Origin of the sequence: Bergeyella cardium (assembly GCF_009914665.1) — a bacterium.
Classification (GTDB): domain Bacteria; phylum Bacteroidota; class Bacteroidia; order Flavobacteriales; family Weeksellaceae; genus Bergeyella_A; species Bergeyella_A cardium.
The window spans coordinates 1,319,712-1,332,627 of sequence record NZ_CP029149.1; the positions used below are offsets into that span (position 1 = coordinate 1,319,712).

Below are 12,916 nucleotides of genomic sequence, written 5' to 3' on the forward strand. Positions count from 1 at the left end.
TCCTTTTATTATAAGTAAAGAGCTTCCTCCTTTTTTATCTCTTTGATGCCTCAAATAAGAGGTAGGCTCAGTGGCAACAAATGTAAGCAATTAAACTCAAACTATTCAAGTTGATAAGCAATGATTTTTAGGAATAAGGGTAGCATTTTATGATAAAATTTTTCATAAAAGAGTCTTTCTGCTCTGTTTATTTTATCTGAATTTTTTATTTTTGATATCCTTTTTTAGGGAAAACATTACAGCTAAGGCTGAAACAAAACAAAAAGCGATGAAAGTATTTAAGTTCGGAGGAGCTTCTGTAAAAGATGCAGATAGTGTGAGCAATGTAGCAAAAGTCTTAGAAAGCCAGACATTTGATAAATGCCTCCTCGTAGTATCGGCGATGGGGAAAACGACCAATGCACTGGAACGCGTAGTAGAAGATTATTTCCAGAATGTGGATTACAAGATAGGGGTAGAAGAAATAAAAGATTTTCATATAAAGATTGCCAGCGGACTGTTTCCAGAGCATCATAAAGTATTTGCAGAAATCGCTCTTTTCTTTGATGATATAGACGCTTTTCTGAGGAGAAATAAATCCCCGAACTATAATTTTGTTTATGACCAAGTGGTGAGCTGTGGTGAGCTGATTTCCTCCAAAATCCTAAGCGAATACCTCAATCAGAAAGGTTTTGCTAATCAGTGGCTCGATGCGAGGGACTATATAAAAACCGATAATACCTCCCGCGAAGGGCAGGTAGATTGGGAAGCTACCGAAGCCCTTATCTCCACGCTCGGTTTATCGCAATCCTATGTAACGCAAGGCTTCATCGGTTCTGATGCACATAATTTCTCAGTAACCTTAGGGCGCGAGGGTTCAGATTATTCCGCAGCGATATTCGCCTTTTGTCTCAATGCAGAAACTCTAACCATCTGGAAAGATGTACCTGGAGTGATGACGGGAGACCCTCGCAAGTTCAAGGAAGCGACCTTGCTCTCCAATATTTCCTATGAGGAAGCGATAGAAATGGCATATTACGGAGCCAGTGTCATCCACCCGAAAACCCTCCAACCCTTAAAGCAGAAAAATATTCCGTTCTTCGTAAAGTCGTTTTTAGAACCAGAAAAAGCGGGGACAAAAGTAGGCTCTGGGAGTGATAACGAATACCGAGAGTCCTATATATTAAAGGAAAATCAGATACTGGTGAGGATTTCCACAAAGAATTTTTCATTCATTGCCGAAGAGCATCTCAGCTTTATCTTCTCCCTCTTGGCAAAGTATAAAATCAAAATCTCGCTGATGCAGAACTCCGCCATTTCCCTCGCACTTTGCCTTGAAGATAAGTATGCCCACATCGATGAATTTAATCGAGATTTGGGCAAGGAGTTTAAAACCGAAATTATCCCAAAGGTTTCCCTCTTCACGGTAAGGAATGCAGACACCAATAATACACTCAAGTTTTACGAAAATAAAACCGTACTTTTGGAGCAAATTTCCAAGCGAACGATTCAAATGGTAATTCAATAAAACACTCGATAAAGAAGAAGTAATGAGCCTGATTTCAACCCAAGAACTGATAAAAGCTACGGGGCTTACCAAGTTCGGTATTCTCAAAAATCCTATTGCTAAAATTTTGATGAGCACCACACAGCTTACCAAAGTAAATGCCTTGTATGACAGGATAAAAATGTACAAAGGCAAAGCGTTTTTCGATGCTTTTATCCGTGAGAGGGGGCTGAAGTATATCGTCTTTGAAGAAGACCTTGCCAAAATCCCAAAGACAGGTGCATTTATCATTGTTTCAAACCATCCCCTCGGAGCGATAGATGGCATTCTGATGTGCAAAATCATCTCCGATATTCGCCCAGATTTTAAGATAATGGGCAACTTCCTCCTCGAGAAAATAGAACCGATGAAGGAGTTTGTAATCCCCGTAAACCCGTTTGGAGGCGAGCGAAAAAGCATCCGAAGCAGTGCCACAGGGATGCGAGAAACCCTCAAACACCTTGAAGCAGGCGGATGTGTAGGTATGTTCCCCGCAGGTGAGGTCTCAAATAAAAATAATTCGTACAACGAGGTGAGAGACAAGGAGTGGGAAAAACCTGCCCTCAAGCTCATAAAATCTGCAAAAGTACCCGTAGTACCGATGTATTTCAATGCTAAGAACAGCAATTTCTTCTACAGCGTAGCCAAAATTCACCCAGACCTCCAAACACTAATGCTCCCCTCAGAAATGATGAGAGATAGGGACTGCCCTATACGCGTACGAATCGGTAGGCCTATCTCCGCAAAGGTGATTGATGAGCAGGAGAGTACAGACGAACTCAGCGAGCACTTACAGAAGAAAATTTACCTCTTAAAGTCTTATTATGACAAGAGCAAATCTCAGATGGAGAACCTCAAACTCCCCAATCTGAAGCTCAACTTTCCTACGACTAAGACCGTTAATATCGTTCAGAACATTATAGATGAAACCCCAGAGGAAGATATCCTCAAAGAAATTCAAAACCTTAGGGAGAAGGATAAACAATTCTTCGCCAATGGAAATTATGAGGTTTTCTTCGCTGAGTATAACGACATCCCTTCCGTGATGAGGGAAATCGGGCGCCTCCGCGAGCTCACTTTCCGCGCGGTAGGCGAGGGCAGTAATCTTCCTCTTGACCTTGATAACTACGACAAGCACTACCACCATCTTTTCCTTTGGGATAATGACAAGAAGAAAATCGCAGGGGCGTATCGTATGGGGCTCGGTAAGGAAATAATGAAAAAACACGGTATCGATGGCTTCTATACCGCATCTCTCTTTGAGTTTGACCAAGAGCTGCAGCCCTTCTTCCGAAAAGTGATAGAAATGGGGCGGGCGTTCATCACCCTTGAATATCAGCAAAAGCCACTGCCACTCTTCCTTTTGTGGAGGGGCATCGTTCATGTCTGCCTCAGGAATCCAGACCATAAATTCCTGATGGGGGGCGTGAGCATCAGCAGTAAGTTCTCCGATTTCTCAAAATCATTAATGATAGAATTTATGCGCTCCAATTACTACGACTCTGCGGTGGCGCAGTACATACACCCAAAAAATGAGTACAAAGTAAAGCTCAAAGACCGAGACAAGAGCCTCTTCCTCGATGAGATGAATGCCGACCTCAACAAACTCGATAAGATTATCGATGACCTTGAGCCCGAGCTCCGCCTCCCTGTCCTCATCAAGAAGTACATTAAGCAAAACGCAAAGGTCGTCTCCTTCAATGTAGACCCGAGCTTTAATGATGCGATAGATGGCCTGATGTACATCCGAATCAGTGAGCTGCCAGAGAGCACTATAAAGCCCGTTTTGGAGGAGCTTAGTGAGCAGCTTCGCAATGAGCAAAATGAGATACAGTAATCATTACTCTCGTTTTTGAGAGGGGCTGAAATTAGAAAAGTTGTTTTTATTCATAGATAATATGAGAGCGCCAGCCGAAATTTCGGCTGGCGCTCCAACTGTTTAGTAAAATATGGATTTATTCTTTATCTGTACAGAAAAAGAGGTGGATTTTTAGTGTTGATATGTCAGCTTGTTTAGTAGAGAATTTTGAGCACTTTTTCATTTTCTGGGAAATTCTATACTACGCTATGTCCTCCTGCGTAGTAGATTACGCTATAGCTCTCTATTTTGATATCCTCAGGCTTTTTTAGGGTATTGGCAAGTTTAGAATAAAAGTCTTTATTTATGTGGAGAAATTAAAATGCCCAATAAACAACCACTTGTGAGAGTGGTTGTTTTTAGACAAGATTAGGAAATTTCTTCTATGGAATTAATTATTTTATTTAGTTCATTATAATTATATAGAATATTAATTTTATTTTTTGATATTAATTTTATGGCATTATTAACTTCTTTAATTCTATTTAGCATTGGTAGGATAACTCTATTTCCATGCTTAATAAAGTGTCCTATATCTTTTAGTGATATAGGTATTTTATATCCTTTTTGGCTTGAGGCTATAATAATTCCCTTATCTCTTAAGTTCCCTATAATCTTACTTCTGAAATATTCTTTATTCATAGGTTCTTTTCTCTTAATGTTTAAATGATTTAGAATTTCCTTGGTTGAGACCCAAGGCTTAACTTGCTGTAAAAAAAGTAATATATTTAAAAAATGTATTTGCTCTTTTATTTGAGGATCTTGATTAGATTCATTCTTCTCTATGAAACTTTCAATTCTTAGAAGAGATAACTTTGATATATCTTCATCAAAGTTATCATCCTGAGAAATACTTTTAATAATAGGAAGAGGATTAGGAAATTGTCTAATATAAGCAATTTTATTATATAGTAATTTTTTTATATCTATACTTTTATTATTTTTCTTTGTTTCGTCATAAATATATCCTAATGAACCAGCGATGAAATCAGATAATTGTATAAAAATAGAATTTTTACTATTTTGATGAGCAAATTCAATGTTTGAAAATAATGTTAGAGGATGTTTTTTATTTACATATTTCTTAAATTCTTGCATAAATTTGTTGGAACCAAATTCATCTACATATAATGATAGACTATCAAATGTGTTGAAGAGTTCTTTATATAGAAGATGATTAATATATTTATAAAAACTTTTTTTATAGTGAAAACCTTTAGAATAAAGACTTTTTTTATCTACTATAACAGCAAAAATGGTAAAGTCTAGTTGTTGTAAATCCGTTAAAATTTTTATTCTTCGTTTGTGGTTGTTAGCAACTTTACTTGATTTTATTTCTCCTGTTTGAAAGTATTTTTGTCTTATATTTTTCAATTTTTGTTCAATAGTTGAAATATTTTTTTCATCTATTAATATTGATGCTACAATGAAATGAGTTCCTTGTTTATCAAAGTCAAATGAATTATTTCCAAATTCATCAGCATATCCTATAGTCATGATAAGTAAAAAAGGCTAATATTATTAGCCTTTTTATGTTTATAAATAAATATATATTATTACATCATTCCTGGCATACCGCCTCCCATTGGTGGCATAGCGGGTTCTGCTTTTGGAATTTCAGTAATCACACACTCGGTGGTGAGGAGCATACCTGCTACGGAAGCTGCGTTTTCTAGGGCTACGCGGGTTACCTTCGTAGGGTCTATGATTCCTGCTTCGAGCATATTAACGAACTCGTCGGTTTTTGCATTGTATCCGAAATCGCCTTTACCTTCTGCTACTTTTGCTACGATTACGGAGCCTTCGCCACCTGCGTTGGCTACGATTTGTCTTAGAGGCTCTTCGATTGCTCGTTTTACGATTTTGATACCTGTGCTTTCGTCCTGATTACTTCCAGAGACATTGTCGAGAGAAGCTACAGCTCTTACGAGGGCTACGCCTCCTCCTGCTACGATGCCTTCTTCTACGGCAGCGCGGGTAGCGTGGAGGGCGTCATCTACTCTGTCTTTTTTCTCTTTCATCTCCACTTCGGAAGCAGCACCTACATAGAGAACGGCTACACCGCCAGCCAATTTAGCGAGCCTTTCTTGTAGTTTTTCTTTATCGTAGTCGGAAGTTGTAGTCTCGATTTGTGCTTTGATTTGATTTACTCGTGCTTTGATTTGAGTATCGTCTCCTGCACCATTTACGATAGTGGTATTGTCTTTATCGATGACTACTTTTTCTGCTCTACCGAGGAGCTCGATGGATGCGTTCTCCATAGTGAAGCCTCTTTCTTCGGAGATAACCTGACCGCCTGTAAGGATAGCGATATCTTCGAGCATTGCTTTTCTTCTGTCGCCAAAGCCTGGTGCTTTTACAGCAGCGATTTTGAGGGAGCCTCGAAGTTTATTAACCACTAGCGTAGCGAGTGCCTCGCCTTCTACCTCTTCGGAGATGATGAGGAGGGCTTTTCCTTGCTGAGCAACGGGCTCGAGAACAGGTAGTAATTCTTTCATAGAGGAGATTTTTTTCTCAACCAAAAGGATGTAAGGATTATCGAGCTCGGCAACCATTTTATCTGGATTGGTTACGAAGTAAGGGGACTGGTAGCCTCTGTCAAACTGCATACCTTCTACCACATCTACGGTAGTGTCTATACCTTTTGCTTCTTCTACGGTGATAACGCCCTCTTTGCCCACTTTTGCAAATGCTTCAGCGATGAGTCCGCCGATGGTATCGTCATTATTTGCGGATACGGAAGCGACTTGTTTTATCTTGTCGTTATTATCGCCCACTTGCTGAGATTGGGATTTAAGGTTTTCCACAACGGTAGCCACCGCTTTGTCGATACCTCTTTTTAAGTCCATAGGATTAGCTCCTGCGGCTACATTTTTAAGCCCTTCTCTTACGATTGCTTGAGCGAGTACGGTAGCAGTAGTAGTACCATCCCCTGCGATGTCATTGGTTTTGGAAGCTACTTCTTTCACCATCTGTGCACCGAGGTTTTCTACTTTGTCTTCTAATTCTATTTCCTTAGCTACGGAAACTCCGTCTTTGGTTACATGAGGGGCACCGAAAGATTTCTCGATAACCACATTTCTCCCCTTAGGACCTAATGTAACTTTTACTGCATTCGCCAATGCATCTACACCTCTTTTTAATGCGTCTCTTGATTCGATATCAAATTTAATTTCTTTTGCCATAATATTTTTTTGCTTTTAATTATCCAATAATTCCTAATAAATCACTTTCTCTTACGATAAGGTAATCTTTACCATCCAATTTCAGTTCTTGTCCAGCGTATTTTCCGTAGAGGACTTTGTCTCCTACTTTTACGGTAAGGGGCTCGTCTTTTTTGCCATCACCTACGGCTACTACGGTTCCTTCTTGTGGTTTTTCTTTCGCTGTGTCTGGGATAATAAGTCCAGAAGCGGTTTTTGTTTCGGCAGGAGCAGGCTCTACGAGCACTCTGTCTGCTAATGGTCTAAAATTTACTGACATAATAATGTTATTTTATTGTTGAAATTATTGATTCTTCTTGGTAGATTTCTTTGATTAGTCTGCAAACTGTACCAAAGATTTTTTAAAGTTCAGATACTGCTTTTTGTATTTTTTAAGGGAAGCATCATCCTTGTATTTTATTCCGAATATCCAGTTTGTACTGTGTTCTTTTGTTTCTTGGTAGCTTCTTGTGTAGCTATTATTTTTTGCAGAGATTGTCCACCACAATAGTTCTTTATCTCCGCTCTCTTTTGTTTCGGAGCTTACGAGCTTTTCGGAGGATTTTATCTCGATATCGTGGGCGGTACCGCTCCATTGTGGAGAGAAAATGTAGAACTGTACTTTCCCATCGGGAGAGTCGAATACAGCGCTGTCAAACCCACTGCCTGAGGTTGCAGACTTTATTGAGCCCTTCGCCTTGAAAGAAGCGGGATATTTTATTTCAAACCAAGCACCTTTATAGGTTTTCGTCTGAGCAATAGAAATCCCACTCAAAAGCAATGCACAAATAATGATAATATTTTTCATAGTTTCTATTTATTTTATGTTCTTGATTGGATGCTCTGCCTTTTCACTAAGAATATGCCGTAGGTTTTTAATGGAAATTTTGGCAGAGTTTTAATGTTAATGGATGGAAATTTTGGCAGACTAATCTTCATACTGCTCCAAATAATAGGAAAAGCTGAAGCCTTCTACCTCCTCCTCTGTATCTTCTAAGGCGGTGAGTAAATCCTCAAAGGTGTCCAGCTGCTCTACGCTCATATTGATAAATTCTATATGAAGCGGGTGCTCTACCTCCGTGCTGATGTAGTCTAATAAAGCCTCTGGGCTATGGTTAAAAGATTCTGGAAGGTTGAGTTTTTCTTTTAGCTGGGTATAGAAGTCTTCGCTGTCTCCTATATCTACGAAATCGATATATAAATTCATTTTATGGTTTATTTTTTTAGTTCTTCAGGGATGTAGCATACGGGTATAGGCTCTATTTTGTGCTTTGCGGCGCTGTGCATTCTACGGAATATTTTATAGACTTCAAGCGCTCTGCCTGTATAGTCCTGTTCTGTTTTTGTGCTGTATTCTTTCTGTATTTTTTCCAGTTCGGGGTAGGTAGCACCTATCTGCTGTTCATCGGTGCGGTCGGTATCCCAAAGCCCATCGGTAGGGATGGCGTTTTTAATGCTTTCTGGAAGGTCGAGTGCCTTTGCCAGCTCATAAACTTCGGTTTTATAGAGGTCGGCTATCGGAGAAATATCCACTCCACCATCTCCATATTTGGTAAAAAAGCCAATCCCAAAGTCCTCAATTTTATTCCCCGTTCCGCAGACCAAAAGTCCATTAATCTGTGCGAAATGATAGAGGGTAAGCATCCTGAGACGCGAGCGGGTATTGGCAAAAGCGAGATTTTCCTGCTCGGATGCTTCTCCGATTTCTTTAAAGGTCGTAAAGATTTCCTCAAAAGTGGGGCTTAAATCTACCCTCAAGCCTTTTACATTTTTGAATTTCCTTTCGAGGAAAGCGATATGCTCCTGTGCTCTATCTATCTGGTCGGCTTTTTGGCGAATGGGCATTTCAAGCACCAAAGTATCCAGCCCCGTCATAGCACAGAGGGTAGAGACCACCCCAGAATCTACCCCGCCAGATACACCTATAATATATCCTTTTGCGTTTGCGGTTTCGGCGTAGTTTTTTAGCCAGCCTACAATATGGTGTATTACTTTATCGGTTTGCATTCTACTGATTTTGCACAAAAATACAAATAAGATTGCTATTCATTAATGTAAAAAAATCAGGGCTGGTACAAGACCAGCCCTGATGAAGATAACCTAAAAACAAAATATAACTTTATGAAAAATAATATTTACAAGATTAAAGGTTTATTTAACGATAAGCTTATGAGACTTACCACCTACCACTACGAAATAAACTCCCGCAGGTAGTCCTGTGATATTAATAGTATTGGTATCTGCTTTCAAGCTCAGCGTTCTGATGAGTTTACCTTCTATATTAAGGAGTGTAGCTGTCTCTGCTTTATCTGTCTTGATGAAGAATGTACCTGTAGCAGGGTTAGGATATACGCTTACGGTAGATGCTTTGCTCAAGGCTTCTTCATTGGTTTCAAGAGATGGGTCTACGGAAATCTGGAACTGATCCCACTGAGGAGCATTTCTATACTTAGCAGCAGCACCAGTAGGAACTTTTAAAGGCACTTTTCTTTCTTCATCGTCATTATAGTCAGGTTCAAATACACCACGGAATACACCTTCGCCCAATTTAGGAGGGGTAGAAGCGTGTATTCTTACTTCACGAATTGCATTACAAGCATCAAAACTGTATTTACCTATTTCAGTTAAGTTTTTAGAGAGCTCTACATCTTCTAAAGCTTCATTATCTTGGAATACCTGAGCACCGATTTTAGTAACGCTATCAGGGATTTTTATGGCTTTAAGATTATTGCAGCCATTGAACGCAGAGTCTTCAATCTCAGTAACGCTATCAGGGATTTCTATATTCTCTAAAGACTCACAGTTGGCAAATGTGCTGTTCTGAATCTTCTCTAATCTTTCAGGGAGATGAACATCATTTAATGCCTTACAAGTGCTGAACGCGCTTGGACCAATAGTAAGAACATTAGGAGAGATACGAACGGACTCAATTTTCTCATTAAAACTGAAAGCGTGCTCCCCTATATGAACAAGAGAATCTGGGAAGTTGAATATCGTAAGATTTGGGCAGGAAGTTACCGCATAGTCTTCAATATGAGTAACAGACTCATCTAATGTAATGGTATGAAGAGTTGCCTGCTCAAAAGCATGTGCTCCTATAATGGTAACTGTAGCAGGAGCAGAATACTCGGTATCCTCTTTACCAATAGGGTATTGTAATAGCTTCGTAATATCTTTATTGAAAAGAACTCCATCTATACTTGCGTAGTGCTGATTATCTGGATCTACATTGATGTTTTTTAGGGTTCTAACATCAGTTTTTGATTCGTTAATGGCAAAGACACCAGCCCCCAAATTATTTAAGCTCTTAGGGAGATTAACCGTCTCTAAAGCACAATACCAGAAAGCATTGTTTCCTATCTCTTCAAGCCCCTCCTGGAACTCCACAGAAGTAAGCGCGTGGCAGAACTGGAAAGCTTTCTCTCCGATTTTTTTAAGAGAAGTTCCGAATTTAACAGAAGCTAAAGAACGGCAAAAGCTGAAAGCAGCATTGTCTATTTCAATCAAGCTATTGGGCATATTAATTTTTTCAAGAGCCAGACAATTGAGAAATGCTCTCTCACCAATATAGGTGATAGTTTCTGGAAGTACGAATTCTTTTACGAACTGATGACCATTAAGGGCCATCGCACGGATTTCGGTAACCGTATAAGTATTGCCTTCGTGTGTTACAGTTTCAGGGATTGTAACTTTTGTTTCCTCTTGCTTTGTAGCAAGTTTAGAGTCAATAATAGCAACTGTTTTTTGAACCTCATCTAAGATGCCGTATTTAAAACTTGCATCTTCAAAGATATCTCCATTGGCTTGTGTAGATTGAGCAGTAGCTACTCCTGTAAGTGCGAAAACTGCTGCTGTAGCAACAGCTCGATTTAAAATAATAGAATACGACATATATAAATTATTATTAATTAGTTTTATTAGTGGTATGAGCACAAAATAAATAGTTCTAAGTCTTAAATAAAGAATAAGTAGAATTAAAAAAATAGAAATATGATATATATCATAAGACTTGTTTTTAATTTATTTTTACCATAACACACAGTAATAAGATTAAATAAAAAATATATAGAAAAATAATTAGAAATATAATAATAGTAAAAGCCTACATCCTGTCATTTCCTTAGAATGAGACTAAGTAAATATCTGGTTGTTTATGGAAAATAGATGCTTTAACTTTGCAAGTGATAAAATAAAATAACTAAATAATGAGGCTTGATGGGAAGTTGTTTCTTGGGAGTATTCTGCTTATCAGCATTTCTGCAATAGCACAGAATAAAGAAAAAATCCGAGAGAGAAATATAAAAGAAGTCGTAATTACGGGGCAGATTTCCCCTCAATCAGTAAAAGAATCAATAAAAAATGTACGGGTAATTACAGCACAGGATATAAAAAATATGGGTGCTGTAAATTTAGATGACGCATTAAATCAATATATTAATATTACCGTACTCCCAGATGTAAATAGTGGCCGCTCCACTGTTTCTCTTTTTGGGCTCGACAGCTCTTATTTCAAGATATTTATAGATAATATTCCTTTTGTAAGCGAAGGGGGAGTGGGGAATAATACCGACCTTTCTCAAATCAATATCAATGATATAGAGCGGGTGGAGATTATAGAAGGCTCTATGGGCGTTACCCACGGAGCCAATGCCGTGAGCGGTATTCTCAACATTATTACCAAGAAAAAAGCACAGAGCAGATATGAGATAAGTGCCAGTGTGCAGGAAGAGAGTATGGGAAATGAATATAACCTGAAAGATAAAGGGCGGCACATACAAAGCCTTAAAGTCAATTATAATATTAATGATAATTGGATGTTCTCCACAGGCTTTAATAGAAACCAGTCTAATGGATATTTTGGAAACTATAAAGGGAAAAATTATCTGTTGCCCGATGGCAGAAGGGGATATAAATTTCTCCCGAGAGATTATACTCAGGAAAATGCTTTAATCAGCTATCGTAAAGGGAGTTTTAAATCTTTTTACAAGTTTGAGTATATGGAAACAAACTTTAATTTCTTCGATAGGAATTCTAAATCTGGATATAATGATGAAATAGGAGCGTATAGATACGGAACAGATAAAAAGTACTATTATTCAAGAAATGCTCATCACTTAAATGCTAATGGCAGGTTTAATGATTTTGCTTATAACATCTCTGCCTCCTATCAGTATCAGGAAAGGGAAATTGAGCGCTTCCGATATATTATTAATACACGACAGTCCATTAATAGAGAGCGTAAAAAAGATCAATCTATGGATGTGATCTACTCCACAGGTACTCTCAGCAAGAGCTTTGCGGATAAGAGGTATAATATTCAGCTCGGATATGAGTTGGTGAATAACAAAGGCTTCTCCGAAGTAGATGATGCAGGGCATACCATAAAACAAATCAACAAGAAAATAGATAATTATGATGTCTTTGCTCTATCCGAAATCGGTTTTACCAAGAACTTTTCCATTCGCCCAGGTTTCAGGTATTCTTTCCAGACGCTCTTTAATAACCAATATTCCTATTCACTTGGGCTGAGGTATTTGTTAAATGACTATGAGTTTAGGGCTTCAGGAGGGAAATCTTATCGTACTCCAAGTTTTGATGAGCTCTATACCTATAATGTATTCGAAGGGCATTCTTTCCTTGGGAATGAAAACTTAATCCCCGAAAATGGTTTCTCCACAGAAGCGAGTATTAAAAAGACCACCGAACTGAATAACGGAAAATCCAGACTGCACAATCAAGTAATGTTCAGTACTAATAATATCAGTGATAAAATCTATAATGCGTTGCTCGATTTAGATGGTAATGCCCCGAAGTTCCAGTATATTAATATCAGTAAGTACAAAAGCTATCATATCTCTACCAGCAATAATTTTAAGTCGGATAACTGGGATTTTGGTTTAGGAGCTTCCTTCGCTTGGGTTTCTCAAAAAGTAGAGAGTGAGAAACATCATACAGATGACAGATTCCTGCTCAATATCAATGCGAATCTAAACCTCTCATATAATATCCCTCAGTGGGATACAAGGATTTCCGCTTACTATAAGTTTATTGGGAAATCTCAGCAGTGGACGGTGAGTACCAAAGGCTATGTCATTAGCGAGCAAGACCCTTATGGCTGGCTGGATATGTCCCTACAAAAGAAATTCTTTAAGAAGAATGTAGAGGTAGCATTCGGTGCGAGAAACTTACTTAACACTACCGATATAAAGCGAACAACCACTTCCGCTGATGGTAGTAGCAGGAATGTACAGTCTGTGGCATTGGGCTACGGTAGATCTTTCTATTTGAAACTAACATATAATCTTAATATAAAACAATAAAAATTTCATC

Annotated in this window: 10 protein-coding genes; 3 read left to right on the top strand and 7 right to left on the bottom strand. The window is 38.5% G+C overall.

The features are described from left to right. Nucleotides 1–268 precede the first annotated feature (268 nt). Nucleotides 269–1,507 carry an aspartate kinase gene (locus tag DBX24_RS06090; RefSeq protein ID WP_160224301.1) on the top strand — a complete coding sequence of 413 codons (1,239 nt, stop codon included), beginning with the start codon at nt 269–271 and terminating at the stop codon, nt 1,505–1,507. A 22-nt stretch (nt 1,508–1,529) separates the two neighbouring features. After that, nucleotides 1,530–3,362: a bifunctional lysophospholipid acyltransferase family protein/GNAT family N-acetyltransferase gene (locus tag DBX24_RS06095; RefSeq protein ID WP_160224302.1), complete on the top strand. Its 1,833-nt coding sequence runs from the start codon at nt 1,530–1,532 to the stop codon at nt 3,360–3,362. Nucleotides 3,363–3,752: 390 nt separating this feature from the next. Here DBX24_RS06095 and DBX24_RS06100 read toward each other — a convergent pair whose 3' ends face one another. The 7 genes from DBX24_RS06100 to DBX24_RS06130 all read right to left on the bottom strand — a co-directional run bounded on the left by DBX24_RS06100 (nt 3,753) and on the right by DBX24_RS06130 (nt 10,477). Then, the gene (locus DBX24_RS06100) at nt 3,753–4,880 is read right to left on the bottom strand and encodes a DUF3800 domain-containing protein (protein ID WP_160224303.1); all 1,128 of its coding nucleotides are present in this window, start codon (nt 4,878–4,880) and stop codon (nt 3,753–3,755) included. A 59-nt stretch (nt 4,881–4,939) separates the two neighbouring features. Next, nucleotides 4,940–6,568 (bottom strand): chaperonin GroEL, encoded by a 1,629-nt coding sequence (gene groL, locus DBX24_RS06105; protein WP_160224304.1) that lies wholly within the window; start codon nt 6,566–6,568, stop codon nt 4,940–4,942. 19 nt (nt 6,569–6,587) lie between these two features. Beyond that, nucleotides 6,588–6,866: a co-chaperone GroES gene (locus DBX24_RS06110; protein WP_160224305.1), complete on the bottom strand. Its 279-nt coding sequence runs from the start codon at nt 6,864–6,866 to the stop codon at nt 6,588–6,590. Between the two features lie 54 nt (nt 6,867–6,920). After that, nucleotides 6,921–7,394, bottom strand: coding sequence for a hypothetical protein (locus tag DBX24_RS06115; protein WP_160224306.1), 474 nt, complete (start codon nt 7,392–7,394; stop codon nt 6,921–6,923). Nucleotides 7,395–7,514: 120 nt separating this feature from the next. Then, nucleotides 7,515–7,793 carry a barstar family protein gene (locus DBX24_RS06120; protein ID WP_160224307.1) on the bottom strand — a complete coding sequence of 93 codons (279 nt, stop codon included), beginning with the start codon at nt 7,791–7,793 and terminating at the stop codon, nt 7,515–7,517. Nucleotides 7,794–7,801: 8 nt separating this feature from the next. Continuing rightward, entirely contained in the window at nt 7,802–8,593 is a 792-nt protein-coding gene (gene nadE, locus DBX24_RS06125) for an NAD(+) synthase (protein ID WP_160224308.1), read from the bottom strand. Nucleotides 8,594–8,737: 144 nt separating this feature from the next. Then, nucleotides 8,738–10,477, bottom strand: a complete 1,740-nt coding sequence (locus DBX24_RS06130; protein ID WP_160224309.1) for a leucine-rich repeat domain-containing protein — start codon at nt 10,475–10,477, stop codon at nt 8,738–8,740. A 314-nt stretch (nt 10,478–10,791) separates the two neighbouring features. On the opposite strand from DBX24_RS06130, the gene DBX24_RS06135 reads away from it, so the two are divergent. Beyond that, on the top strand, nt 10,792–12,906 hold the full coding sequence (locus tag DBX24_RS06135; RefSeq protein WP_120489493.1) for a TonB-dependent receptor plug domain-containing protein: 2,115 nt from the start codon (nt 10,792–10,794) through the stop codon (nt 12,904–12,906). Nucleotides 12,907–12,916 lie beyond the last annotated feature (10 nt).